Raw genomic sequence first — 25,616 nt, 5'->3', positions numbered from 1 at the left:
CATGCAGCTTTCTCAGCCATCGATGCGCGGGAGGGCCTTTTTTTGAATATCGGCCCGACTGCCACGCCGGCAAGGGGCGCGATGCGATAGGGAGCGTGAGCGAATTCAATGGAACCTTCCAACGGAGATTATATCGTTGTCAAAGCTAAGGATCAAGGCGTCCACGTCATCGGGCTGACGCGCGGGCAGGACACCAAGTTCCATCATACCGAAAAGCTGGACCGCGGTGAAATCTTGATTGCCCAATTCACCGACCATACTTCCGCAATCAAAATCCGCGGCCGGGCCACCGTACTAACCAAGTACGGCACGCTGGAAACCGATAGCTGAGCAGGCATAGCCTGCTCCTTTTGTTTGTAAACTGTTGTATAGGACGTTTACAACGGAGGGATCGGCTTATGCGCCTCAAAAACGCGCTGCTTCTCGGCGCCGCCTTGGCGGCATCGGGGATGCTGGCGCTCACGGCGATTCAGGAGGGCTGGAAGGGGAAGGACGGGGGCAGGGTGCAAACGGCCTTGGCTCAGGGTCATCCTGCGCGCATCACCCCCGACAATCTTGTGGACCGGCTAGCCGTGCTGCCCTTGTCGCAGCGCCTGCAGCGGGTGCAATGGCAGCAGGCGGTGCTGGCGATCGATCTTGAGGCCGCTGCGGATGCAACGCAGCTGCAGCTGGCCTCGGACCTGCTGCGTCTGCTGCAGCTCGGCTTCGTCTATCCGGACAATGTGGATCGCATGCTGGTCCGCGTGCTCGCCGCTTCGCCATCCGCTGCGGACGAGGCGCCCGTTCTGCTGCTGGCGGCGGATGTGCGCAAGGGCGACGAGACGCTTCATTTTTTGCCGGTGCTGCAGGCGCGCGACGTGCTCGGCGGAGGCTGGGACGAGCGTCTGCGCCTGACGCGGACCGCTGCCTGGCGTATGCGTTTTGACCGATAGCGGGCGGCCTCCGCGGCAGCTTGTCGCCCGCCTGCCGTCGGCCCGGACAAAAATAGGCTTCTGCCCGAACATGTGCTATAATAGGCTAGATATAAAGCGCAGCGCGCGACCGACTGCAATGTACGGAGGCTTGACCTATGAACCCTTACCGCATCCCGGAGATGGCCCGCAAGTATATGGACTATGACATGATACGCAAGCATACCGAGCTTCCCGGCTTCCCGGATTCCATTGTGAGGCTGTTATTTGTTTTTCTGCGAGGCGGTCGAAAAACGGCCGAGCACAGCGAATTGTATGCGCTCGTCGTATCGCTCGTGCAGGTCGGCATGGACACGCACGACATGATCGATACCGATTCGGGCTCGGCGTCCGAATCGTCGATGCGCGCCCGCCAGCTCAAGGTGCTGGCAGGCGACTATTTCAGCGGACGATTTTATCACTTGCTCGCGCAAGCGGGCCAGCTCGATATGATACGCCGACTCAGCGAGGCTGTGAGCGAGGTCAATCGACTCAAGGTGAATCTTTACGTCAAAATGAAGCAGCTGCGCGTCAGCGCGGACGATTACATGCAAGCCCGAATCGCGCTTCGTTCAGGACTGCCAAGGGTCTTCGGCGACTTGGTCGACGAGCGCCACGCACAGGCTTGGCCGGAGCTGCTGCAGCGCGTGTCCGAGTGCGACGTCCTGTCGGGCGAAATGGCTCGTACCGGCTGTACGGCGCAATTTTCCGAAAGCTGGGGCTATTGGCAACTGCTGCAGGAAGGCACGGAAGAGGAGGTCGAACTGCTGACCGGGGACGCCGAGCCGTCCCTGGTCGGGGAACTGATCGACAAATACGATCTGCGCGGACGATTGGCCGCCCGGCTGCGCCATGCGGTCGATCATCTGCTATCGCTCGCCGAACGGATCGAATCGGACAAGCTCGTGCAAGAACTGCGCGTGATCGGCGAGTCGTTTTTGCGGCCGCTTGCGGCTCCTGCTCCGGCATTCAACGAGACGAGGTGAGCGAGACGATGGACTCGAAGTCCAAGGAGCAGTTTGTGCATTCGGTATTCGAAAGCATAGCGCCCAAATATGATAGAATGAACGACCTGCTCAGTTTTCGCCGACACAAAGCTTGGCGGCGTTATACGATGCGCAAGATGGGTGTCCAGGAAGGCGCAAGCGCAATCGACTTGTGCTGCGGTACCTGCGACTGGACCATCGCGCTCGGCGAGGCGAGCAAGCACGGGCGCGTCGTCGGCCTTGATTTCAGCGCGGGTATGCTGGACATCGGGCGCAAAAAAATTGAGCGGCTGGAAATGGATCGGCAGATTGAGCTGGTGCAGGGCAATGCGATGCAGTTGCCCTTCCCCGACGACAGCTTTGATTATGCGACGATCGGCTTTGGTCTTCGCAACGTGCCGGACCTCGTGCAGGTGCTGCGCGAGATGCGGCGCGTCGTCAAGCCGGGCGGCCAAGTCGTTTGCCTAGAGCTCTCCAAGCCGACGTGGCAGCCGTTCAAGGGCCTTTATTATTTTTATTTTCAGCGTGTGCTCCCGATGCTCGGCAAGCTGTTTGCCAAGCGCTACGAGCAATACAAATGGTTGCCCGATTCGCTGGCAGCTTTCCCCGATTTGAACCGGCTGGCCGATATTTATCGGGAAGTCGGACTTCGCCAGGTGCGCGCGTACCCGCTCACCGGGGGAATTGCGGCCTTGCATATCGGGATGAAAGGATCAGAAGGGGCATGATACGCAAAATAGCCGTTTTTTTGGAAATGATCAAGTTCGAGCATACGCTTTTTGCATTGCCGTTCGCCTTTGTCGGGGCGCTGCTCGGCGCAGTCGCAGTGGAGCTGAGGCTGCCGGGGTGGGGGGAGATCGGGTGGATCCTGCTTGCTATGGTCGGCGCGAGAACCGCGGCGATGGGCTTGAATCGGCTGATCGACAAGGCAATCGATGCCCGCAATCCGCGTACAGCGCCGCGAGCGCTTCCTTCGGGGCTCATCGGCACCAAGGAAGTGGTCCTTTTTATCGTTATTTCGCTCGTGCTGCTGATGGTCTCGGCGTTCCAGCTCGAACCGCTGGCTGCCCGGTTGCTGCCGCTGGCAGTGTTTATGCTCGTTTTTTATTCGTATACCAAGCGCTTCACATGGTTGTGTCACATCGTCCTCGGCCTGACGATCGGGCTGGCGCCGCTAGGTGCCTGGGTGGCGGTGACGGGCAGGATTGACGGCACCGCATTGCTGCTGTATGTTGCAGTGTCGTTGTGGACGGCGGGCTTCGATATCGTCTACGCTTGTCAAGACCTCGAATTCGACCGCAAGGAGGGGCTGCATTCGATTCCGGCGCGATTCGGGATTGCCGGCGCGCTGTGGATTGCAAGAGCCTTGCATGCCGTCACGGCGATCGGGCTGCTGGCATTGTTCTGGCTGACCGATCTTAGCTGGGTCTATCTGGCTGGGACCGTGATCGCCATTGCCATACTGCTCTACGAGCATCGCCTTGTGCGCCCGCACGATATCCGACGTCTCAATACGGCCTTTTTTACGATGAACGGCACGTTAAGCATGGTGGTCTTTTTGTTTACCCTTATAGATTTGGTGGTGGTGCACCGGTGGTAATGGATAAGCGAGTGCATGGCGCGCGCTGGACAGTCGGCTTTACCGGCGCCAGCGGCGCGATCTACGGCGTGCGTCTGTGCCAGGCGCTGCTGGATGCGGGGGTATCCTTGCACCTGGTCGTGACCGAAGCGGGCTGGCGCGTGCTGAAGGAGGAGCTTGGCTGGGAGGTTTCGCGTCGCCAGGCGGCGCTCGAAAAGCATTTTGGAGAGGCGCTGCGCAGCGGCGCAATGACATTCCACCTGAACGCGGATATCGGGGCGAGCATCGCCAGCGGCTCGTTCCGCATTTCCGGCATGGTGGTGGTTCCTTGCTCCATGGGGACGTTGTCCTCCATAGCGAACGGCACCTCCAACAATTTGCTGACGCGGGCCGCCGACGTGACCTTGAAGGAAGGGCGTCCGCTCGTTCTCGTTCCGCGCGAGACGCCGCTTCACGCGATTCATCTGGAGAATATGCTCAAGCTCGCCCGCCTCGGCGTGCGGTTGATTCCGGCGATGCCGGCGTTCTATTACCGACCGCAGTCCATGGACGAGATGGTCGATTTTATGGTGGGCAAGGTACTCGACAACATGGGCCTGGATCACGATCTGTACAGAAGATGGGGAGATGAGCAAGATGAACAGCGCGGATCGGGCGAAAATCGGCAGAATTGACTACGCCAACGTGTGGCCGATTTTTCACACCTTCGATCCTCGACTGTTGCAGCCGGAGGCCGAGGTACGCTACGCCGTTCCAAGCAGGCTGAACCGCCTGCTGCTAGCGGGCGACATCGACATGGCCGCAATTTCCTCTTTTGCCTATGCGATGCACGCCGACGACTATTTCCTGCTTCCGGACCTGTCTGTCAGCGCGCAAGGGCGCGTTCGATCGATTTTGCTCTTTTTGAAGCGGCCGCTCGAGGAGGCGCTGCGCGGCACGATTGCGCTGACGAGCACTTCGGCGACCTCCGTGAACCTGCTGAAAATCATCGCGCAGCTCCGATACGGGGCGCAGCCGGCGTATGCGGTGATGGAGCCGGAGCTGGAGACGATGCTGGAGCAGGCCGACGCCGCGCTCCTGATCGGCGATTCGGCGATCAGAGCCTCATGGCGCGATACGGGCTACGAGGTCGTCGACCTGGGCGAATTGTGGCGCGAATGGACCGGGCACGGCATGACATTTGCGCTGCTGGCCTTGCGCCGCGATGCCGCTGCGCGCCTCGGCCATGCCCGCATTGCTGCCATGCACGAGGCGCTGCTGGCGAGCAAGCAGCGCAGCCTGTCCGATCCGGAGCCGCTCATATCCAAAGCATGCGCGACGCTTGGCGGTGAGCCGGACTATTGGCGGCGTTATTTTGCCGGATTGACGTACGATTTCGGGGCGTCGCAGCGAAGCGGTCTGGAGCTGTACTGTCGTTATGCCGTCGAGCTGGGGCTGCTCGAGCGGGTTCCGGACATGCAGGAATGGTCCTAATAATGTGACATAGGTGAACGAATGAAACTAATGGATCTGTATGCAAAAATGAAAAGCGATCTGAATACGATTGAGCGCGAGCTCGAGCGGCGCGTCACCTCTGACCATGCGCTGCTTAGCGAGGCGTCCGTGCATTTGCTCAAGGCGGGAGGCAAGCGGATACGTCCTGTATTTGTGCTGCTGGCGGGCAAGTACGGCGATTATCGGCTCGATGTGCTGCAGCGCGTAGCGGTCACGCTTGAGCTCATTCACATGGCTTCGCTCGTCCATGACGATGTGATCGACGACGCGGATATGCGCAGGGGCCAGCCGACAGTCAAGGCGAAGTGGGACAACCGCATTGCGATGTACACCGGGGATTATATCTATGCCAACGCACTTGCGATTGTCACCGAGCTGAACAATCCGGAAATCCATCAGACGCTCTCCAAAGCGATTTTGGAGATGTGCATCGGCGAGATGGAGCAGGTGCGCGATTTTTTCAATACGACGCAGACCGTACGCAACTATTTGCTGCGGATTCGCCGCAAGACGGCGCTGTTGATCGCCGTGAGCTGTCAGCTCGGCGCGTTGGCCTCCGGCAGCAAGCGCAGCCACGCTTTTGCGCTCTACCGCTTTGGCTACAACGTCGGCATGGCCTTTCAGATTCGCGACGATCTGCTCGATCTGTGCGGCACCGAAAAACAGCTCGGCAAGCCGCCGGGCTCCGATATCCGGCAAGGCAATATTACATTGCCTGTACTGCTCGCGCTGCGCGACCCGCTGCTGCGAGGCGAACTGCAGCGGGAGATTGACGGTATCCGCGAAGCCGGGGCGCAAGCGGATTGCTCGCGGGCGCTTGCCTTGATCCGCAGCAGCCGCGGCATTCCGGATTCGGAGCAAATGGCTGCGCGCTACATCGCCAAGGCCATCGATGCCCTGGTCAAGCTACCGGACATTCCGGCCAAAAAAAATCTGCGCGACATCGCGAATTTTGTCGCCAAACGCAACTATTGAGTACGAGAGAGGAGCATCGCTAGTGGAAAGCACGTTTTTGATGATCAAGCCAGACGGTGTTCAGCGCGGACTGATCGGTGAAATCGTCGGACGCCTGGAGCGCAAGGGGCTGCAATTGACCGCGGCCAAATTCATGGTGCTCGATGACAAGCTGGCCGCCAAGCACTACGAGGAGCATGAGGGCAAGCCCTTCTATCCGCCGCTCATTGCCTTTATTACGTCCGGACCGGTTTTTGCAATGGTGTGGATCGGAGACCGCGCAATCGAGCTGACGCGTGCGATGATCGGCAAAACCGACGCCCTGGCGGCAGCGCCTGGCACCATTCGTTCCGATTTTGCCGTACATACCAATTTCAATCTGATTCATGGCTCGGACACGCCGGAAAATGCGGCGCGCGAAATCGCGCTCTATTTCAAGCCCGAGGAGCTTATCGATTACGACCGCTCCATTCAGCATTGGATCTAGCCGTTACGCAGATGGCAAGGGGGAGCAGATGTGGAGGACCAGGACTTCGCATGGTTTGTCAAACGCATAAAAGAAAAAACAGCAATCGACTTGGCTTTATACAAAGAGGCGCAAATGAAGCGCAGGCTGACGACGCTGCGCAGCAAGCACGGGTATCCAACCTTTAAAGCTTATATGGAGGCCTTGCAGGGCGACGCCAAGCTGATGCATGAGTTTTTGGATCGCATGACGATCAATGTATCCGAATTTTGGCGCAATCCCAGCCGCTGGGTCACGCTGGAGCAGCGCTTCATGCCGGAGCTGCTGCGCGACAACGCCCGGCCCAGCATTTGGAGCGCGGCCTGCTCGACCGGCGAGGAACCGTATACGCTGGCGATGATTCTGGACAAGCTCGGCGTCCTCGGACGTTCGACGCTGCTCGCTACCGACCTGGACAGCAACGTACTGACGCGGGCTCAACACGGTGAATACCCCGAGCGCTCCGTGCGCGATGTTCCACCGCCCTACATGGACGCTTATTTCAAGCCGTGCGAGCTTGGCTTTCGCGTGGACGACAAGCTCAAGCGGAGCGTGCGTTTTCAACAGCACAATCTGCTCCACGACCGATTCGGCGGCCCGTTCGATCTCATCGTGTGCCGCAATGTGATGATCTATTTTACCGAAGAGGCGAAGCATACGCTGTATCGCAACTTTGCACGCGCGCTCAGACCCGGCGGATTGCTGTTCGTCGGCAGCACGGAGCAAATTTTTTCGCCCGCGCAATACGAACTGGAATCGGTCGAGACGTTTTTCTACCGACGCAAGCTCTTGTAATTCTCGTATAGGTTCTCCGCAATTCTCCAATACTGTTGAGAAGCAGCAACGCCACAAGAGTTGGAGGATGAAGCATGGATAAGCAAAAGGTCATCGCAGCTTACCGCCACGGCACGATTACGCTTCAGGAGTGCGCACAAATTCTGGGCATCGACAGCGCCCGGCTGGCAAAGCTGATCGACGATCTGTATACTGGTGCGGATGCCCAGGCGCATGCGCGCAGCCGATCGGTTGGCAGCTGACAGCGAGCCACCGTACCAAACGAATCGCTCCGTGCCCCACGGCCGCTCGGGAAACAGTCTCAGGACTGCGTTCCGAGCGGCCTTTTAAAAAGGGAGGAGCCCTTGCGGGCCGGGGTTCTCCGCCATATGCACGGGCCTTGCATTCCTTGTCAAACCGTCAGGGCTGTACTATAATGAGCAAAGATATTTAGGCCGTTTTCATTCTGGAGGAGGAACATCGATTGAGCTTACGCTACTTGACCGCGGGGGAGACGCACGGCCCGCAGCTGACTGCTATTATTGAAGGATTGCCGAGCAATCTGACTCTTGATTTTGAGGAATTGAATTTTCAAATGCATCGGCGCCAGAAGGGCCACGGCCGCGGCCGCCGCATGCAGATCGAGAAGGACACGGCGAGCATTGTCGGCGGCGTGCGGCATGGCCGTACGACCGGAGCGCCGGTCGCGCTGATCGTCGAGAACAAAGACTGGACGCACTGGACCTCGGTCATGAACATCGAGCCGATCGAGGGCGGAGACGAAGCCAAGCGGCGCGTCCATCGGCCGCGTCCCGGACACGCCGATCTGAATGGCGGGCTCAAGTACAACCTGAAGGATCTGCGCAACGTGCTGGAGCGCTCCAGCGCGCGCGAGACCGCGGCCCGCGTCGCGTGCGGCGCGATGGCGCGACAGCTGCTGGCGGCTTTCGGCATCAAGGTAGCCGGCCAGGTGATCCGGATCGGGGAGATCGAAGCCCCGCCGAACCAGCTGCCGGTTGACGAACTGATCCGCGCGACCGAGGAATCGCCGGTCCGCGTCGTCGACAAGGAGACCGAGGCCAAAATGACCGCGCATATCGATCAGGTCAAGGCCGAGGGCGATTCGATCGGCGGGATCGTCGAATGCATTGTCGAGGGCGTGCCGATCGGACTCGGCAGCCATGTGCAATGGGATCGCAAGCTGGACGGTCGCATCGCGCAGGCGGTCGTCTCGATCAATGCCTTTAAGGGCTGCGAGATCGGCATCGGCTTCGAGGCGGCGCGACTGCGCGGCTCGCAGGTGCATGACGAGATCGCCTACGACGAGGCGAAGGGCTATCATCGGCTGAGCAATCGGCTGGGCGGCTTCGAAGGCGGCATGACCAACGGCGAACAGATCGTCGTGCGCGGCGTCATGAAGCCGATCCCGACGCTGTACAAGCCGCTGCGCAGCGTCGATATCGACACCAAGGAGCCGTTCACCGCGCAGGTCGAGCGCTCCGACAGCTGCGCCGTGCCGGCGGCGAGCGTCGTCATGGAGAACGTCGTCGCCTGGGAGGTCGCCCGTGCCTTCCTGGAGAAGTTCGGCGGCGACTCGGTCGAGGAAATTCAGGCCAATCTCGAGCATTATCTGGCTCAGACGAGGGAGTATTAGCATGCGGGAGTTGAACGTAGAGCTCGGGGAGCGCTCTTATCCGATCTACATCGGCGAAGGCCTGCTGACGGACATCGCCGAGATCTTCGCCCGGCATCAGATCGCCCAAAAATCCCCGCTGCTGCTCGTCTCCGACGAACAGGTGGCGTCCCGCTATATGGCACCGCTCGTCGAAACGCTGCGTACGGCGGGGTACACCGTCGTGCCGGCGGTCGTACCGCCGGGCGAGAGCTCGAAGTCGCTGGCGGTGTTCGAGCAGTTGATCACGACAGCGCTGGAGGCCGGACTTGACCGGCATTCGACGGTCGTCGCCCTGGGCGGCGGCGTGGTCGGCGATCTGGCCGGGTATGTGGCGGCCGCTTATATGCGAGGAATCCGCTTTGTCCAGATCCCGACGACGATCCTGGCGCATGACAGCAGCGTCGGCGGCAAGGTCGCGGTCAATCACCCGTCGGCCAAAAACATCATCGGCGCCTTTCACCAGCCGGAGCTGGTGCTGTACGATCTGGGCACGCTGCAGAGTCTGCCGCCCCGCGAGGTAAGCGCAGGTCTGGCCGAGGTCGTCAAGCACGGGCTCATCTGGGACGAGGCGTTCGTGCGCTGGATTGAGGACAATAGCGCGGATCTCCTGGCTCTGCGCCCGGAGGCGCTCGGCTATGCGCTGTACAAGGGCTGCGGGGTCAAGGCGGAGGTGGTGTCGCGCGACGAGCGCGAGCACAGCCTGCGAGCCATCCTTAACCTCGGCCACACGATCGGACACGCGCTGGAGGCCGTGGCCGAATATGATGAACTGCTCCATGGGGAGGCCATCTCCATCGGCATGGTCGGCGCGGCGCGCATCGGCGTGGCGCTGGGCGCGGACGAGGAAGTCTATACCGTGACGAAGCGCGTGCTGCAGGCGTGCGGTCTGCCGGTGCGCCTCCCGGCTCATCTGGATACGGATGCGATCATGAAGGCAATGCAGCATGACAAAAAATTCAAAGAAGGCCGAATGGTGTTCATCGTGCCAACGGCGATCGGACGGGTGGAGATTCGTCAGGATTTGTCGGCGGCGCTCGTGCGCGAGACGGTCGATCGATTGAAAGAGGAGGCTTGAGCAGCATGAGCGTGCGGGGGATTCGAGGGGCAATCACGGTTGACCGTAACGAGGAGCAGACGATTCTGCAAGCGACGCGAGAATTGCTGGACGGCATCATCGCCGACAATGCGATCGTGCCGGACGACATTTGCAGCGTTTTTGTCACCGTAACCGGCGATCTGGACGAGACGTTTCCGGCTGCGGCGATCCGCCAGATGCCCGGCTGGGAGCTGGTGCCGCTGATGTGCGCGTTGGAGGTGCCGGTCAAGGGCAGTCTGGAACGGTGCATCCGGTTGATGGTGCTGTTCAATACGGACAAGAAGCAATCCGAGGTGCGTCATGTCTATCTCGGGGAAGCGATTCGACTGCGGCCCGATCTTGCGGCAGGTCCGCGCTAAGCTCGGCGGACGCGCAGCCGCGCTTGACGTGACTGCGGCGCTGGTGTATAGTCAGAGCAAGCATAGATGATTTAGCCAGTAGCAAGAGCCGAGCAGAGCAGAGGATTGAGCAAGAGCCGAGACGAGTGCAGCAGAGATGTTCGACCACGGGGCGAGAGCAGCCTGGCCGTTTGCCGACAGGGCAGAGGCAGGCACCCAATCGCAGCCTGTGTTTGGCATTTCCTTTCGACATGGCCAACTTGATCTCATCCATTCATGCCCCTGCCCTGCGGCAGGGGCTTTTTATTCGTCCTGGAGCGTATGCGACCTGCTCGGCTATACGACATTACCCGTAAACGGAGAAGGAAGGGATCAGGGATGGCAAGTGCAGACGAATTGCAGCGCGTCATCGGCATGGCGGACCGCTACAATCTAATTCCGATTGTCCGGCATGTGATGGCCGACACCGAGACGCCAATTCGGTTGTTTCAGCATTTTTACCGCGAACCGCGTGCGTTTTTACTGGAAAGCGTGGAGGGCGGGGTCAAGTGGGCCCGCTATTCCTTCATCGGCACCAATCCGTTCATGATGGTGTACGGCAAAAACGGCGAAATGATCATCGAGCAGGGCGGTCAGCGCACAGTGGCCAAGGAGCGTCCGCTGGAGCTGCTCAAAGCGAAGCTGCGCGGCTACCGCAGTCCGGCATTGGAGGATCTGCCGTCGTTTACGGGAGGCGCGGTCGGTTTTTTCGGATACGACCTGCTGCAATATTACGAAAAGCTGCCGCCGCATCGCATTGACGATTTGCAGATGAACGATCTGCAATTCATGTTTTGCGACCAGGTTATTGTGTTCGACCACTTCAAGCAGCAGGTGCAGGTGGTCGGCAACGTACACATCGCCGACGGCGCGACCGACGAACAAATTACCGCCGCCTACGACCGCACGACCGCGGCCATCGCCGCGACGATCGAGCGGCTGCAGCAGCCCGCCGCCGTGCCGGTCATGGCCGGGGGCGCGGCGCCCGCGAATCCGGAACTCGGCGACGTGCAGTCCAATATGACGAAGGCCGAGTATATCGCCAATGTCGAGCAAGCGAAAGATTACATTCGTGCAGGCGACATCTTCCAGGTCGTGCTGTCGCAGCGCTTCAACATCGAGACATCGGTGGATCCGCTCCATGTATACCGGGTGCTGCGAACGATGAATCCGTCGCCGTACATGTACTACCTGAAGATGGACGATGAAGTGATCGTCGGCACCTCGCCCGAGGCGCTGGTCAAGGTGGACGGCGAGCGGGTGGAGACGCGTCCGATCGCCGGCACGCGCCCGCGCGGCCGCACGCCCGAGGAGGATGCGGCTTACGAAGCGGAGCTGCTGGCCGACGAGAAGGAGCGGGCCGAGCATCTGATGCTGGTCGATCTGGGCCGCAACGACATCGGACGCGTGAGCGAATTCGGCTCGGTCAATTGCGACACGTACATGGAGATCGAACGCTACTCGCATGTGATGCACATCGTCTCCAACGTAACGGGAAGGCTGCGCAAGGACAAGGATTTTTTTGACGCCTTCATCTCTTGCTTGCCCGCGGGAACCGTGTCCGGCGCGCCGAAGCTGCGCGCCATGGAGATCATCGCCGAGCTGGAGAACGAAGCCCGCGGCGCTTACGCCGGCGCGATCGGCTATCTCGGTTTTGGCGGCGCGCTCAACACCTGCATTACGATACGGACGATCATATTCAAGCACGGCCGCGCCTATGTGCAGGCCGGAGCAGGCATCGTGTGGGACTCGATACCGGAAAACGAATACGAGGAAACGCGCAACAAGGCGATGGCGCTGCTCAAGGCGATCCGCGCGGCGGAGGCCATCTTCCCCGTCAAAAAAGGCGAGCCGGACGCCGTCACGAACATGGATTATTACTTGCGAAGCTAATGTGCATCACAGCTATAAGGAGGAGAGTCGGATGACGGTAGAGACGATCGCAATCCCGCAGCTGCTGAATCGCCTGGTGCAGGGCGAGCACCTGTCCCGCGAGCAAGCGGCGGCGGTTATGACGCAAATCATGGACGGCGCGGCGACGCCCGCGCAGATCGGCGCGCTCGCGGCCGCGCTGCGGATGAAGGGCGAAACGGCCGATGAAATCGCCGGCTTCGCAGAGGTAATGCGCGCCAAGTCCAATCGGGTGCAAACGGAGCAGCGCGGGCTGCTCGATACATGCGGCACAGGCGGCTCCGGCATTCACAAGTTCAACGTGTCGACCGCTTCGGCCATCATCGCCGCCTCCGGCGGCATCCGGGTGGCCAAGCACGGCAACCGGGCGATGTCCGGACGCGCCGGCAGCGCGGATGTGCTGGAGGCGCTCGGCGTGGACATTACGCTGACGGCCGAGCAGGCCGGCCGCTGCCTGGAGGAGATCGGCATCTGCTTCATGTTCGCGCAGTTGTACCATCCCTCGCTGCGCCATGCGGCGGGCCCGCGCAAGGAGCTGGGCATCCGGACGATCTTCAACATGCTGGGCCCGCTGACGAATCCGGCCGGCGCCGATCGCCAGCTGCTCGGCATCTACGACCGCTCGCGTACGGAGACGGTGGCGCGCGTGCTGCAGCAGCTCGGACTGGCGCAGGCGATGATCGTGAGCAGTCATGACGGGCTCGACGAGATCAGCGTGTCGGCGCCGACGCAGATCTCCGAGCTGCGAGGCGGCGCGATCCGCACGTACGATATCGAGCCCGAGGCGCTCGGCGTGGACCGTCATGCGCTGAGCGAGGTGGCCGGCGGCGACGCGCAGCTCAATGCGCGGCTGATTCGCGCCGTGCTGGAGGGGACAGAGCGCGGCGGCTACCGCGATATCGTGGCTCTGAACGCGGGAGCGTGTCTCTATGTAGGTGAGCGCTCGGGCACGCTCAAGGAAGGCGTCGCCCAGGCGCTTGCACTGATTGACAACGGAAAAGCTGCGCAAAAGCTGGAGCAGCTAATTCGCACGACAGGAGAGCTGACCCATGTTTCTAGATAAAATTATCGCGGCCAAACGCAAGGAAGTGGATGATCTGGCCGCCCGCTTCGAGCGTCCGGTTTTTGAAAAAATCATTGCCGCCAAGCCGGACTGCCTTGGATTCGAGACGGCGCTCACCGCACGCCGCAAGCGCGGGATGGGCCTCATTGCCGAGGTGAAGAAAGCCTCGCCCTCCAAGGGCTTGATTCGCGCCGATTTTGACCCGGCGCAGCTCGCGGCCGCGTATGAAGCGGCCGGGGCGGACTGCATCTCGGTGCTGACCGACCGCGATTTTTTCCAAGGCTCCAATAATGATCTGGCGTATGTGCGCGAGCAGGTGAAGCTGCCGCTGCTGCGCAAGGACTTCATCATCGATTATCGCCAGGTCTACGAAGCGCGTGTCATCGGCGCCGATGCCGTGCTGCTGATTGCCGCGATTCTCACCTCGGCGCAATTGAATGAATATTACGACCTGGCCAAGTCGCTTGGCATGGACGTGCTGGTCGAGGTCCACGACCGCGAAGAGCTGGAAGCGGTGCTGGAGCTGAACAAAGCAACGCTGATCGGCATCAATAACCGCGATCTGCGCAGCTTCGTCACCGATCTGCGGACCACCGAAGAGCTGATCGGACTCGTGCCGGGAGGCACGACGGTCATCAGCGAGAGCGGCATCGCCGGCCCGGACGATATCGCTTATCTGGCTCAGACCGGCGCGCGCGGCGTGCTGATTGGCGAGCACTTCATGCGTCAGCCCGATGTCGGGGCGGCGGTCGAGGCGCTGATGGGTCCGGTCGAATCGCGATGAGCGCCCGTATCAAAGTATGCGGCATGCGCGACGAGCGGACCATCGCGGCAATGAAGGGGCTGCCGATCGATGTGATCGGCCTCATCTTCGCGCAGAGCCGCCGCCAGGTCGATCCGGCGACGGCGGCTCGGCTCGCGACAGCGGTGCGGCAGCTCGCAGACGGCGCGGAGGGGGCGGCGCCGCTCGTGGCGGGCGTGTTCGTGAATCCCGAGTTCGAGCAGCTCGCCGACATCGCGGCGCGCGTGCCGCTGGATATCGTGCAGCTGCACGGCGACGAGACGCCGGCCTTGTGCGCTCTGGTGCGCGAGCGGCTGGGCCGGCAGGTATGGAAGGTCTTCCACGTGCGGGAGGGCGAGCGCGAGCCGAACGCGTCTAGCGCGAGGGCCGGCGCACAGCGCCTGGCCGATTATCGCGGCGTCATCGACGCGGCGCTGGTCGACACGGCGGGCGGCGGCACGGGCCGCACGTTCGACTGGGCGGCGCTGGGGCCTTACCGCGAGGCGGCGGCGCGGCTGGGCGTGCCGCTTTTTGCCGCGGGCGGTCTTCATGCGGGCAATGTCGGACGATTGCTGGCAGAGCATCGTCCCGACGGTGTGGACGTCTCCGGCGGCGTCGAGACGGACGGCATCAAGGATATCGACAAGATCAGGGAGTTTGTGGAAAGGGTGAAGCAGGCATGAGCACTATACCGGACGCGAGCGGACGATTCGGCAAATTCGGCGGCAAATATGTGCCGGAAACGCTGATGAACGCTTTGATCGAACTGGAGGAAGCGTACACGCATTATGCCAAGGATCCGGAGTTTCAGTCCGAGGTCAATGAATTGCTGCAGCAATATTCGGGACGTCCCACTCCGTTGTATTATGCAGAACGGCTAACCAAGCATCTGGGCGGCGCCCGGATCTATCTCAAGCGCGAGGATCTCAATCATACCGGCGCGCACAAAATCAACAACACCATCGGACAAGGCGTACTGGCCAAGCGGATGGGCAAAACGAAAATCATCGCCGAGACCGGCGCCGGTCAGCACGGCGTCGCTTCGGCGACGGTGGCCGCGCTGCTCGGACTGGAGTGCAAGGTGTTCATGGGCGAGGAGGACACGAAGCGCCAGCAGCTCAACGTATTCCGGATGCAGCTGCTCGGGGCGGAGGTCGTGCCGGTGCTCTCCGGCACGCGCACGCTGAAGGATGCATGCAACGAGACGCTGCGCTACTGGGTCAGTCACGTCGAGGACACGTACTATATTCTCGGCTCCGTCACCGGCCCGCATCCGTATCCGATGATGGTGCGCAACTTCCAGCGCATCATCGGCGACGAATCGCGCCGCCAGATGCTGGAGCAGGTGGGCAAGCTGCCGGATTACGTGGTGGCGGCCGTGGGCGGCGGCAGCAATGCGATCGGCATCTTCCACCCGTTCGTCGACGATGCATCCGTGCGGCTGGTCGGCGTCGAGGCTGCGGGACGCGGCGTGGAGACGGAGGAGCATGCGGCCACAATGACCAAGGGCCGGCACGGCGTATTCCAGGGCTCGATGAGCTATGTGCTGCAGGACGAATTCGGCCAAGTGCTGCCCGCGCATTCGATCTCGGCCGGCCTGGACTACCCGGGCGTCGGACCGGAGCACGCGTATCTGAAGGATTCGGGTCGCGCGGACTACTTGCCGATTACCGATGCGGAGGCGCTGGAGGCGCTGCAGCTGCTCTCGCGCAAGGAAGGCATCATTCCCGCCCTGGAATCCGCGCATGCGATCGCGCAGACGATGAAGCTGGCGCCGACGCTCGGCAGCGACCAGACGATTGTGGTCAGCCTGTCCGGCCGCGGCGACAAGGACGTAGAGTCGATTATGAGCTATCTCGGGGGTGATGCGGATGAATCGCATTGACGCGGCTTTTGCGCAGCTGCGCGAGCGCGGCGAGACGGCGCTGATTCCGTTCCTGACAGTCGGCGATCCCGATCGCGAGACGACGATTGGCTTGATTCGTGAATTAGAGGCGGCCGGGGCAAGCATGATCGAGCTGGGCGTGCCGTATTCCGATCCGCTGGCCGACGGGCCGGTGATCCAGCGCGCCTCTGCGCGCGCGCTGGAGCATCGCATCACGGTCGAGGATTGCATCCGGGTCGCCTCCGAGGCGCGGGTGGCCGGGGCAGAGCTGCCTTTCATTCTGTTCTCGTATTTTAATCCGATCTTGCAGCTCGGCCTGGATCGCTTCTTCGAGCTCGTCAAGGCGCACGACATCAGCGGACTCATTATCCCCGATCTGCCGATCGAGGAGGACGGCGAGGTGCGCGAGCTTGCGGAGGCCGCAGACATCCATCTGATTCCGCTGGTGGCGCCGACCTCGAGCGCGCGCGTGGCGCACATTGCTTCGCGTGCGCGCGGGTTCGTCTATTGCGTTTCCTCGCTGGGCGTCACGGGCGTGCGTTCCGACTTTCACGCCGGACTGGACGAATTTCTGCTCGGGGTGCGCGAGGCGACGACGCTTCCGATCGCGATCGGATTCGGCATCTCCACGCCGGAGCAAGTGCGCCGCTTCGGCGAGCAATGCGACGGCGTTGTCGTCGGCAGCGCGATTGTGCGCCGGATCGAGGAGACGCTGCCGCTGCTGACCAAGCAAGAGACGCGCGCCGAGGGATTGGCACAGGTCGGTGATTTTGTGAGGCAGCTGAGAAGCTGATGCGTCAGGCGAATTGGAGGCCGTCCCGATAGGGGCGGCCTTTTCGCTGCTTCCATAGCTTGTCCGGTTTCAAGTCGTGTGCTTGGCGCAGGCGAACGGCAGGCGAGAGAAAAGCTTTTCATCAGCGGTTCGATATGAGACAATAGGCGGGTATGAAGTGGAATCGAATTAACCGATGAGGTGAACGTACATGCAGCCAAAACCAAACATTGTACATCTGCCGGTCTATCAGCCGGGACGCCCGGTCGAGGACGTCAAGCGCGAGCTCGGCCTGACCGAGGTCATCAAGCTGGCTTCCAACGAAAATCCGTTCGGATGCTCCGAAAAGGCCAAGGCGGCGATTGTCGACGAGCTCGGGAGCACGAGCATTTATCCAGACGGCGCCAGCGTGGCGCTGACTGCGGATATTGCCGCCCGGCATGGTGTGGAGCCGGAGCAGCTTATTTTTGGCGCGGGCTCCGACGAGGTCATTCTCATGCTGACGCGGGCTTACCTCGTGCCGGACGACGAGACGATCATGGCCGACGAGACCTTCCCGCAATACAAGCACAACGCCGAGATCGAGAACGCCAAGGTGATCGAAGTGCCGTTGAAGGACGGCAAGCATGATCTCCCCGCAATGCTGGCGCGTGTGACGGACAAGACCAAGATCGTCTGGATCTGCAATCCGAACAATCCGACCGGCACGATCGTGACGCACGCGGAGGTCGAAGCCTTCATGGAACAAGTGCCGGGCGATGTTCTGGTCGTATTGGACGAGGCCTATTGCGAGTATATCGACGATAGCGCCTATCCCGACGGTTTCGGCCTGATGCGCCGCTTCCGCAATCTCGTGCTGCTCCGCACCTTCTCCAAAATATACGGCCTGGCTTCGCTGCGCATCGGCTACGGCATCGGCGACGCGCAGGTGATTCGCAGCATCAATCAGGTGCGCGAGCCGTTTAACACGACCCGCTTTGCCCAGGCGGCGGCGCGGGCCGCGCTGGCCGACGAGGCATTTGTGGATGCTTGCCGCACGCGCAATGCCGAAGGGCTGCGCTACTTGACCGCGGCATTCGACCGTCTCGGGCTGTCCTATTTCCCGCCGTACGGCAATTTCGTCATGTTCGATGCCGGCCATCCGTCCGCCGAGGTGTTCGACGGCTTGCTGCGGCACGGCATTATTTCGCGTTCGCGCTGGAACCTGTACCCGACCCATATCCGCATCACGGTCGGCAGTCAGCAGCAGAACGAAGCGTTCATCGGCGCGCTGGAGCAGGTACTCGACGAATTGGCGGTGCGCGTCCAGGGATGACGACGATCGCAATTGTCGGTGTCGGTCTGATCGGCGGTTCGCTGGCGCTGTGCTTCAAGGGACAGCCGGGCATGCGGGTCGTCGGCTACTCACCGCGCGCGTCCTCCGTGCGCAAGTATATGGAGCGCGGCGTCGTCGATCATGCGACGACCTCGCTGAAGGAAGCGGCGGAGGCGGCGGATATCCTGTTTTTGTGCGTGCCGGTCGGGCGTCTGGAGGCTTACCTGCTGGAACTGGGACAATTGCAGCTGCGGCCGGGCTGCATCATTACCGATGTAGGCAGCACCAAGGCGTCCGTCAGCGCCTGCGCGGCGCGGCTGGAGCTGGGCGAGGCGTGCTTCATTGGCGGACATCCGATGGCCGGCTCCGAGCGATCGGGTGTCGAGGCGGCGAGCGCGCATCTGTTTGAGAACGCTTATTATGTATTGACGCCACAGCCCGATGCGCCTGAATCCGCGGTGGAACGGCTGACGGCGCTGCTTCGCCTGACCAAGGCCCATATCGTACGGATGGACGCGGGCGTACATGACGAAGTGGTCGGCGCGATCAGTCATTTGCCGCATATGATAGCCGCCGCGCTAGTCAATCAGGTGCGGGGCTATCATGCGCAGGACCCGATCTACGGCTCGCTCGCGGCCGGCGGCTTTCGCGACATTACCCGGATCGCCTCCGCCGATCCGGTCGTATGGCGGGATATTTTGCTCAATAACAAGCAGGTGCTGCTTCGGTTGCTTGGCGATTGGAATCATGAGGTTGCCTCGTTCGCGCGCATGCTGGAGCAAGACGATGCCGAAGCGATCGAGGCATCGTTTCGAAGCGCGGGCGAATTTCGCGGTCAGTTGCCCGAGCGCCGCAAAGGCATGATTCATTCGCTGTACGAATGCTACGTCGACGTGCCCGATCATCCGGGCATCATCGGCAGCATTACGACAGAGCTGGGCAAGCACCGCGTCAATCTGAGCAACATCCAGATTATCGAGAGCCGGGAGGATGTGCCGGGCGTGCTGCGGCTGTCGTTTCGCGAGCAGCAAGACCTCGACGCGGCGACACAGCTGCTGGAGTCATCGGGTTACGCCGTGCATTTTTAGCCGGTTGGCCAAGCATCAGGGGCTATGCATCTAGTGGCAGTCATAAGGACCGCCTTCTTCCAGAAGTTGAACGCTCTTTTTCATGGGAGGGTTCATGGAGGGAGGCGGTCGATTTTTTAAAAAATGCAATAGAAAAAAATTCAATAAAAATGAAAACGCTTATTGACAAGTTGAAAACGGATACATATAATAAAAGTACAGTATGGTTTCTCTCCACTCCTATCCAAATCCTTTGCACTTGTCGTGCAGCCGCCCTTTCGAGGGCGGTTTTTTTTTGTCCAACTAATTACGCATCTTGCTGGCTGGCTGTCAAAAGACAGCCAGGTCCGGTCAGTCAGGCTAAACAACGGGCGAGTGTAGCTAACAGGGGCAAACAGACAAGTGCACGGCAGCGCGGAGCGGGGTGGATGGGCGGAGGCCGCAGCTGTAACGGACACCAGCGACGCTTAGCAGACATTTTCCGCCACCTCCACGGCCCATTACCCCCGCTAAGCTTCGCTCATGACCGCTACAAATGGAAGGAAGCCAAAAAACGGCGTTAAGCGTCTCTCATGTCCATTACAGCCGGCCTGCGCCTGTATGATCTCGGGTTGCGCCTGTACGATGAATAAGTGCTGGGGTTCGCGCCCGCGATGTCTCAGGCTGCGCAGGCGTAATCCATGCCGTCCTTGCTGCCGCCAACCGCGTCAGGATGATGTGCTGACGACTTTTCGATTGTTTGTGCATATTTGCGGAATTGCCAGACGTGCCAAAAATCAAAAAAATTTAATCCTATCCTGTCGATGAGTGTGCTAAAATGAAATGAGTTTGTAAAATTATGGGGTGTTTACCTCGCATGCGTTCCGATTTTAGCAGCCTACCGCAACTTTTCCGGCCCTCGTCAGTACAATAGTGTATAGGCAGGGCTGGAAGGTCGACTCCGCGGATTGAGGAGGGTCGAATTCCATGACCGATTCCCAATTGATACGGGAAATCAAGGATGGCAATGTTCAGCTGTACTCGGAATTGATGCGGCGTTACCAGCGAAAAATTTTGGCCTTCATTTATCATATGCTCAAAAGCGCGCATCGCGAAATGCTGGCGGAAGACCTGTGCTCGGAGACGTTCTACAAGGCGTATCGGAGCCTGCATTCCTTCCGGGAGATCGATGCTTCATTCTCGACCTGGTTGTATACGATTGCGCGCAACACCGTGCTCAGCGAGCTGCGCAAGCAAAAGGCGGCGAACCTGTCGCTCGATGAATCGAGCTACGTCCCGGTCGCGCCCGAGGAGGCGGCGCCGGAGCAACAGGCGCTCCGCAAGGAGCGAATGTCGATGGTGCGCGAAGCGATCAACCAGCTGCCGGAGAAGCAGCGTTCGGCCCTGATCCTGCGGGAGTACGACCAGCTGGATTACCAAGAAATCGCCAGTATCCTTGGCCAGACGGTCAGCTCTGTGAAATCGTTGCTTTTTCGGGCGCGCACGAGCGTCAAGGCGCAATTGGAGCCTTACTTTGGCGCACGGCCGCTCGATGAATACGAAGGGATGAATCCATGATGAACTGTGTGCAGGTTCAGGAGAAGCTTGGCGTATACTGGGATCTCCCGGCAGATGACCCCGAGCGGCAAGCCATGGATCGGCATTTTGACGCATGCGAGCTCTGCGCCGAGCAGTTTCAAATGTGGGAAGAGAGCGAGGCCATGATTCGCAACCTCTCCGACGAGACGGTGGAGATCGGACCGGTAGACCGTCTGAATCGCAGCGTGATGGACCGCATTTATGCCGAGCAATCCTGGGCCAAGCCCGTAACGGAGCGCAAGTACAACATTACGGCGGCTTTTCGCAGCAAGGTCGCGGCTTTGATCGCGGCATGCCTGGCCTTGTGCGTATCCGGGCTGATTTTCGTGGTGGTCCATTACGCCGAGCCGGCACCGGAGCTGGCGGCGGTCAACGGCTTGTTCGATACCGTCAACGCCAATGACGGATTAGCCATTGTGAGCGCCAAGATGTACGACGAGATCCCGATTGCCAGTATTAGCGATCCGCTCATGCTCAGCATGATGCCGACCGTGCCCGAATATTGGGTGGCGCTGTCGCTGCTCGGTATCGTCACGATGCTGCTGATGCTGAACTGGCTGTCCCGCACGAGAACATGACCAACGTCTCCAGCGTATTGTGCTGGAGGCGTTTGTTTGTCAATTCAGCATTACTTAGGAGGAGATAGCCATGCAATTGGGCTGGGTCCGCCATGGGCGGACAAATTGGAACGCGCTCGGGAAAATTCAGGGACAGACGGACATCCCGCTCACCAAGGAGGGGCTGCAGCAGGCTGACTTGTTGGCAAAGCGGCTGCAGCGCGACGATTATCGGTGGGACGCCGTCGTGTCGAGTCCGCTGCAGCGCGCCGCTCAGACCGCTGCCGTGCTGGCGGAGGCGCTGGACGTGCCGCTGCTGGCGCCGGACGACCGGTTGAAGGAGCGCGCCTTCGGCGAGATCGAGGGGACGACCGAGGAGGCGCGCATTGCGCGCTGGGGCGCACAGTGGCGCCTCACGTACGAGGGCCAGGAGAGCGATGAAGCGGTTCGTGCGCGCGGACTTGCGTTTGTGCGCGAGCGCCTCGAACGGAAAACGCCCGAGCGGTTGCTGGTCGTCTCGCACGGCAGTTTTTTGACGTGCTTGCTGCATACCCTGTGCGAAGGGCTGGACGAAAGCTATATTGGCAATATGTCCTATTCGGTAATGGACGATCACGAGCGTCAGTGGCGCATCTTGCTTCACAACTGTACGGCGCATTTGCAATTCGGCGAAGCGGACGTTTAATTTCCCGGCATCTTCCCATACTGGTACTAAATACTCGATCAGCGGGAGGATGCGCGGATGAACCTGGCAGATATGCTCGGCTATGCCGACATCGGGCAGCTGAGCCGAATCGCGGAAACCTATGCATGCAGCTGCAACAGCCGTTCCAAAAACGAGCTGATTCAATCGATTTTGCGCGCAGCGGGCAGCCGTGACAGCTTCGGCAAGCAGATCGACGCGATGTCTATGGAGGAATTGCGATTTTTGAATGGCCTGCTTTTTGATGGACAGCGTGCGTACAGCGTGGAAGAGCTGGTCGCGCGCGTCAAGCAAGGGCGCTTTGACGAGCAGGAAAAACCGGCCGTAACGGCGGTCGCGCCTCCGCCCTCCGGGCGGAAGCGGGCTGGAAAAAGCAAAAAACCGGCACTCCAATCACTGCCCAGCCCGCGCGAGACGATCGCCAAATTCAAGGCGTCGGGCTGGCTGTTCAACGGTTTTGCCGGAACGGACCGCTATTTGTTTCACATGCCCGAGGACTTGAAGACTCGCTTGCAGCGGGAGCTGCAGCGCCGGCTGACGTCGCAGCTGCAGGTGGCCCGGGACGAGCCGGAGGCCTTTCGCGACGAACAGACGCTCATGGCGGAGGATGTGCGCACGCTGCTGCATTTCGTAGGCCAACAGACGCCTGCGCTCTCGGCGGAAGGCGCGATGTACAGGCGCTCGATCCAACTGCTCGCCGATCAGCTGCATGTCCGCGAGGAGCCGCCTGCCAAAGGAGCATGGCGATTCGGCTACGGCCGACGGTTCAAGGATTATCCGAACCGCATGTCGTATTTGTACGATTATTGCTATTACAACGGCTTGGTGGAGGAGCGCGGGGACGCGTTGGTGCTGACGGAGGCGGGCGCGGCGCGGCTGGCAGAGGGCAAGCGAGAGGAACCGGCGCTGCTGTATCGATTCTGGCTGCGGCTGTACCGCAAGGCAATACCGGCTCTGCCGGCGCTGGCCGGCTGGATCGATCGTCTGGCTACGGACTGGGTCACGCTCGAATCGCTGGAGTCGGCTCTGCTGCCTTACGTCAAGCCCTATTATTACGATACGGCCTCTGACGTCCTGGAGAAGCGAATCCTGTCCATGCTGCTGCATCTGGGCATGCTGCGCATCGGCGAACATAGCGCGAGCGGACGCGTCGTGCGGATGACGCCGATCGGAAGAGCGGCGGCGAGCGGGGTCGTCGTCACCGACGGGGAAGCGATCGCGCTGGATTGACAGACTGGCCCCGGCTTGGTAGAATCGCTCCACACGATTTCGATCATAGGGAGGCGATGTCCATGATTCCATTCCAAGGCCACTACCCGAAGCTGCTTGACGATAGCGTCTACATAGCCGAAGGCGCTCGCATCATCGGCGACGTCACAATCGACGCGTCGAGCACAGTGTGGTTCAACGCGGTGCTGCGCGGCGATCTCGCGCCGATCGTCATCGGAAAGCGCTGCAATATTCAAGACAATGCAGTCGGTCATGTCAATGCCGGCCAACCGCTCATCCTGGCCGACGAATGCTCGGTCGGCCACACGGCGATTGTGCATGGCTGCACGGTGGGCAGAGGCACATTAATCGGCATGGGGGCCATCGTAATGAGCGGCGCCGAGATCGGTGAATATGCTTTAATAGGAGCAGGTTCCGTCGTGACGGAAAATAAGCGCATCCCGCCCTACACCTTGGCAGTCGGATCGCCTGCGCGTGTCGTGCGGGAGCTGACCGAGCAAGACCTGCTTCGGATGAAACAAACGACGGAAAACTATGTGACCAAGGGGCGCGAGTACAAAGGCTGATCATCCTGAACGGGATGGCCGTGAACACGCGCTTGAAGCGCTATGCAGGAGGTGGACCAATGGATAAGATGAAACCGACGTATGAGGCGATGCTGCGCCTTGCTGCCGAGATGGTGCTGGACGAGGCCGTTCGAACGTTTCGTATCGAGCGCATCTACCGGGGAATCGATGCCGCATTGGCCGCAGGGGACGAAGAAACCTTCCGGAGCCTGGCTGCCGAGCTGAGAGCGATTCAGCCGCCCGCACCGACGGAGCAGCTTTGAAGCAGTGACACCCGTGCCAGGCGCGGCTCGCTGCGGCGGCTTGTCATCCATACGGCGCGCATCCAGCGCGCATCTCTATTTTCGCCGCTGCCCTTTGCCGGGCACGGCTTTTTTCTTTGCTGCAACGCCGCTTCACGCTGTTGTCAGGCGCGACGGTGTGGTACGATGAAGGCGAACAAGAGCGAAGGAGAGACATGCGCATGAAATTTAATGAAGTAGAGGCGTCAACGTGGCTGGAGATGCGCCGTTACTTTGACACGTGCCTGCTGCCGGTCACCGCGATGAGCGGCGGCGAATCCCCGGCCGAGGCTACGGCTGAGCTGGAGCGCTTGCGCGATTTGATGGACAAGATCGAGCTGCCGTTCAAGGGCAGAACCGTGACGTATCCGGCGCTGCATTACTGCGAGAAGGACGAGTCGGCTTTTTTGAATACGCTGTGCCGCCGATTCAAGGCGTCGGGCTATCGCTATGTCGTGCTGTTGACGGCGCGCGCCGCAGTCCGGCTGCAAGCGGGCGAAGCGGACCTGATTATTGCCGCGAGCGAGGACGAGCTGCCTAGCGATCTCGAAGTCAGACAAGCCGTGCAGGCGATGTGGCAAGCCGGCGCATAATTTGCAAACGGTATATTCCGGCGCTGAAGAGGCAAGCTAGAGCAAGTCAAGCAATTGTGACAAAATGCCAACAAATTAAAGAACGAAATTTGATCATCGTTGGAAAAGCGGCAGCGGATTCTTGACGCTCTTGGGAGCCTAGGCTATTATAAGTTATGTCCTAGTTCGAATCATAGAAAGTATAAGTTTCACACCTATACTTATCTAGATGATTGCCGCGCCCGGCGTCGTTTGCCAAGCCGCTTCGAGACTTGCGGACACGCCGCTGTCGCATGGCCGATTGCCGCATCGCTTGAGGGCAAGGTCTGTCAGGTAGCCGTGTGCATAATGCCGCATGGGATGCGCGAGATACGGTTGGTAAAGGGGGTAGAACAGAAGATGAGCAACCAAAACAACTCAAATGAAGCCGCACATCAACCCGTCAAGCGCAAGGAAATGTCCCGGCGCCAATTTTTGGCGTACACGCTGGGTGGTGCGTCCGCTTTCATGGCGATGGGCCCGGTTCTGCCGATGATTCGCTTTGCCGTTGATCCACTGCTGACGAAGGAGAGCCAGACCAGCTTTGTCAAGGTGGTCGAGGAAAGCCAGGTCACCGCGGAGCCGCAGGAATTCGACTTTCAGATTCATCAGGTCGACGGCTGGTATGAAAGTGACCCCAAGCTGACCGCCTGGATTTCACGGGACGAACAAGGCAACGTGTTCGCGCTCTCTCCGGTGTGCAAGCATCTGGGATGCACGATCAACTGGAATACACAAAACGACAACGAATATCATTGCCCCTGCCACGACGCCAAGTACACGAAGGAAGGCAAGAACCTTGCGGTCGCGCCGAACCCGCTTGACGAGTACGAGGTCGAGATCAGGGACGGCTTTGTGTATCTCGGCCCGGTCGTTCCGAATCAGCACGTATAAGGAGGCGTAAAA

Annotated in this window: 30 protein-coding genes; all 30 read left to right on the top strand. The window is 60.5% G+C overall.

The features are described 5' to 3' along the window. Positions 1 to 108: 108 nt before the first annotated feature. The 30 genes from mtrB to IDH44_RS08055 all read left to right on the top strand — a co-directional run bounded on the left by mtrB (position 109) and on the right by IDH44_RS08055 (position 25,604). Positions 109 to 330, top strand: coding sequence for a trp RNA-binding attenuation protein MtrB (mtrB, locus tag IDH44_RS08200; RefSeq protein WP_190916522.1), 222 nt, complete (start codon positions 109 to 111; stop codon positions 328 to 330). Positions 331 to 398: 68 nt separating this feature from the next. Continuing rightward, positions 399 to 932 carry a hypothetical protein gene (locus tag IDH44_RS08195; RefSeq protein ID WP_190916520.1) on the top strand — a complete coding sequence of 178 codons (534 nt, stop codon included), beginning with the start codon at positions 399 to 401 and terminating at the stop codon, positions 930 to 932. Between the two features lie 137 nt (positions 933 to 1,069). Next, a complete protein-coding gene (locus tag IDH44_RS08190) occupies positions 1,070 to 1,936 on the top strand; it encodes a heptaprenyl diphosphate synthase component 1 (RefSeq protein WP_190916518.1) in 867 nt (288 codons plus the stop codon). Between the two features lie 8 nt (positions 1,937 to 1,944). After that, positions 1,945 to 2,664 carry a demethylmenaquinone methyltransferase gene (locus IDH44_RS08185; RefSeq protein ID WP_190916516.1) on the top strand — a complete coding sequence of 240 codons (720 nt, stop codon included), beginning with the start codon at positions 1,945 to 1,947 and terminating at the stop codon, positions 2,662 to 2,664. Then, complete coding sequence (locus IDH44_RS08180; protein ID WP_190916515.1) at positions 2,661 to 3,536, top strand: UbiA-like polyprenyltransferase; 876 nt, start codon at positions 2,661 to 2,663, stop codon at positions 3,534 to 3,536. Before IDH44_RS08185 ends, IDH44_RS08180 begins: the two co-directional genes overlap by 4 nt. Continuing rightward, positions 3,536 to 4,189: a UbiX family flavin prenyltransferase gene (locus tag IDH44_RS08175; RefSeq protein WP_190916513.1), complete on the top strand. Its 654-nt coding sequence runs from the start codon at positions 3,536 to 3,538 to the stop codon at positions 4,187 to 4,189. Before IDH44_RS08180 ends, IDH44_RS08175 begins: the two co-directional genes overlap by 1 nt. Further along, positions 4,152 to 4,988, top strand: a complete 837-nt coding sequence (locus tag IDH44_RS08170) for a menaquinone biosynthesis protein (RefSeq protein WP_190916784.1) — start codon at positions 4,152 to 4,154, stop codon at positions 4,986 to 4,988. The genes IDH44_RS08175 and IDH44_RS08170 overlap by 38 nt, the downstream gene beginning before the upstream one ends. A gap of 21 nt (positions 4,989 to 5,009) precedes the next feature. Then, a complete protein-coding gene (locus tag IDH44_RS08165) occupies positions 5,010 to 5,984 on the top strand; it encodes a polyprenyl synthetase family protein (protein WP_190916511.1) in 975 nt (324 codons plus the stop codon). Positions 5,985 to 6,006: 22 nt separating this feature from the next. Continuing rightward, complete coding sequence (gene ndk, locus IDH44_RS08160) at positions 6,007 to 6,450, top strand: nucleoside-diphosphate kinase (RefSeq protein ID WP_190916509.1); 444 nt, start codon at positions 6,007 to 6,009, stop codon at positions 6,448 to 6,450. 30 nt (positions 6,451 to 6,480) lie between these two features. Beyond that, positions 6,481 to 7,263, top strand: coding sequence for a CheR family methyltransferase (locus IDH44_RS08155; protein ID WP_190916507.1), 783 nt, complete (start codon positions 6,481 to 6,483; stop codon positions 7,261 to 7,263). Positions 7,264 to 7,337: 74 nt separating this feature from the next. Then, positions 7,338 to 7,505 (top strand): hypothetical protein, encoded by a 168-nt coding sequence (locus IDH44_RS08150; protein WP_190916505.1) that lies wholly within the window; start codon positions 7,338 to 7,340, stop codon positions 7,503 to 7,505. 221 nt (positions 7,506 to 7,726) lie between these two features. Beyond that, positions 7,727 to 8,896 carry a chorismate synthase gene (aroC, locus tag IDH44_RS08145; protein WP_190916503.1) on the top strand — a complete coding sequence of 390 codons (1,170 nt, stop codon included), beginning with the start codon at positions 7,727 to 7,729 and terminating at the stop codon, positions 8,894 to 8,896. Position 8,897: 1 nt separating this feature from the next. Continuing rightward, entirely contained in the window at positions 8,898 to 9,992 is a 1,095-nt protein-coding gene (gene aroB, locus IDH44_RS08140) for a 3-dehydroquinate synthase (protein ID WP_190916501.1), read from the top strand. A 5-nt stretch (positions 9,993 to 9,997) separates the two neighbouring features. After that, entirely contained in the window at positions 9,998 to 10,372 is a 375-nt protein-coding gene (aroH, locus tag IDH44_RS08135; protein WP_190916499.1) for a chorismate mutase, read from the top strand. Between the two features lie 357 nt (positions 10,373 to 10,729). Then, a complete protein-coding gene (gene trpE, locus IDH44_RS08130) occupies positions 10,730 to 12,283 on the top strand; it encodes an anthranilate synthase component I (RefSeq protein WP_190916498.1) in 1,554 nt (517 codons plus the stop codon). A 31-nt stretch (positions 12,284 to 12,314) separates the two neighbouring features. After that, entirely contained in the window at positions 12,315 to 13,364 is a 1,050-nt protein-coding gene (gene trpD / locus IDH44_RS08125) for an anthranilate phosphoribosyltransferase (RefSeq protein WP_190916496.1), read from the top strand. Further along, positions 13,351 to 14,148 carry an indole-3-glycerol phosphate synthase TrpC gene (gene trpC / locus IDH44_RS08120; RefSeq protein ID WP_190916494.1) on the top strand — a complete coding sequence of 266 codons (798 nt, stop codon included), beginning with the start codon at positions 13,351 to 13,353 and terminating at the stop codon, positions 14,146 to 14,148. The genes trpD and trpC overlap by 14 nt, the downstream gene beginning before the upstream one ends. After that, positions 14,145 to 14,828 (top strand): phosphoribosylanthranilate isomerase, encoded by a 684-nt coding sequence (locus IDH44_RS08115; protein WP_190916492.1) that lies wholly within the window; start codon positions 14,145 to 14,147, stop codon positions 14,826 to 14,828. The genes trpC and IDH44_RS08115 overlap by 4 nt, the downstream gene beginning before the upstream one ends. Further along, the gene (trpB, locus tag IDH44_RS08110; RefSeq protein WP_190916490.1) at positions 14,825 to 16,030 is read left to right on the top strand and encodes a tryptophan synthase subunit beta; all 1,206 of its coding nucleotides are present in this window, start codon (positions 14,825 to 14,827) and stop codon (positions 16,028 to 16,030) included. The genes IDH44_RS08115 and trpB overlap by 4 nt, the downstream gene beginning before the upstream one ends. Next, positions 16,017 to 16,823, top strand: a complete 807-nt coding sequence (gene trpA / locus IDH44_RS08105; protein WP_190916488.1) for a tryptophan synthase subunit alpha — start codon at positions 16,017 to 16,019, stop codon at positions 16,821 to 16,823. The genes trpB and trpA overlap by 14 nt, the downstream gene beginning before the upstream one ends. Before the next feature lie 190 nt (positions 16,824 to 17,013). Further along, positions 17,014 to 18,117, top strand: a complete 1,104-nt coding sequence (gene hisC / locus IDH44_RS08100; protein WP_190916487.1) for a histidinol-phosphate transaminase — start codon at positions 17,014 to 17,016, stop codon at positions 18,115 to 18,117. Continuing rightward, positions 18,114 to 19,205 carry a prephenate dehydrogenase gene (locus IDH44_RS08095; RefSeq protein ID WP_223869477.1) on the top strand — a complete coding sequence of 364 codons (1,092 nt, stop codon included), beginning with the start codon at positions 18,114 to 18,116 and terminating at the stop codon, positions 19,203 to 19,205. The genes hisC and IDH44_RS08095 overlap by 4 nt, the downstream gene beginning before the upstream one ends. Before the next feature lie 945 nt (positions 19,206 to 20,150). Beyond that, entirely contained in the window at positions 20,151 to 20,741 is a 591-nt protein-coding gene (locus tag IDH44_RS08090) for an RNA polymerase sigma factor (protein WP_190916485.1), read from the top strand. Continuing rightward, the gene (locus IDH44_RS08085; protein WP_190916483.1) at positions 20,738 to 21,340 is read left to right on the top strand and encodes an anti-sigma factor family protein; all 603 of its coding nucleotides are present in this window, start codon (positions 20,738 to 20,740) and stop codon (positions 21,338 to 21,340) included. Before IDH44_RS08090 ends, IDH44_RS08085 begins: the two co-directional genes overlap by 4 nt. A gap of 70 nt (positions 21,341 to 21,410) precedes the next feature. Next, on the top strand, positions 21,411 to 22,004 hold the full coding sequence (locus IDH44_RS08080) for a histidine phosphatase family protein (protein WP_190916481.1): 594 nt from the start codon (positions 21,411 to 21,413) through the stop codon (positions 22,002 to 22,004). 57 nt (positions 22,005 to 22,061) lie between these two features. Then, positions 22,062 to 23,252 (top strand): hypothetical protein, encoded by a 1,191-nt coding sequence (locus IDH44_RS08075; RefSeq protein ID WP_190916479.1) that lies wholly within the window; start codon positions 22,062 to 22,064, stop codon positions 23,250 to 23,252. A gap of 62 nt (positions 23,253 to 23,314) precedes the next feature. Continuing rightward, positions 23,315 to 23,818 (top strand): gamma carbonic anhydrase family protein, encoded by a 504-nt coding sequence (locus IDH44_RS08070; RefSeq protein ID WP_397326752.1) that lies wholly within the window; start codon positions 23,315 to 23,317, stop codon positions 23,816 to 23,818. Between the two features lie 59 nt (positions 23,819 to 23,877). After that, positions 23,878 to 24,081, top strand: a complete 204-nt coding sequence (locus IDH44_RS08065) for an IDEAL domain-containing protein (protein ID WP_190916475.1) — start codon at positions 23,878 to 23,880, stop codon at positions 24,079 to 24,081. A 200-nt stretch (positions 24,082 to 24,281) separates the two neighbouring features. Continuing rightward, positions 24,282 to 24,692 carry a DUF2487 family protein gene (locus IDH44_RS08060; RefSeq protein ID WP_190916473.1) on the top strand — a complete coding sequence of 137 codons (411 nt, stop codon included), beginning with the start codon at positions 24,282 to 24,284 and terminating at the stop codon, positions 24,690 to 24,692. Between the two features lie 378 nt (positions 24,693 to 25,070). After that, positions 25,071 to 25,604, top strand: a complete 534-nt coding sequence (locus IDH44_RS08055; RefSeq protein WP_190916472.1) for a ubiquinol-cytochrome c reductase iron-sulfur subunit — start codon at positions 25,071 to 25,073, stop codon at positions 25,602 to 25,604. Positions 25,605 to 25,616: the final 12 nt, after the last annotated feature.

This window comes from Paenibacillus sabuli (genome assembly GCF_014705605.1).
Lineage (GTDB): Bacteria > Bacillota > Bacilli > Paenibacillales > Paenibacillaceae > Paenibacillus_D > Paenibacillus_D sabuli.
The sequence above is the reverse complement of the archived record's forward strand: the minus strand, read 5'-3'. Positions and strand labels throughout refer to the sequence as shown.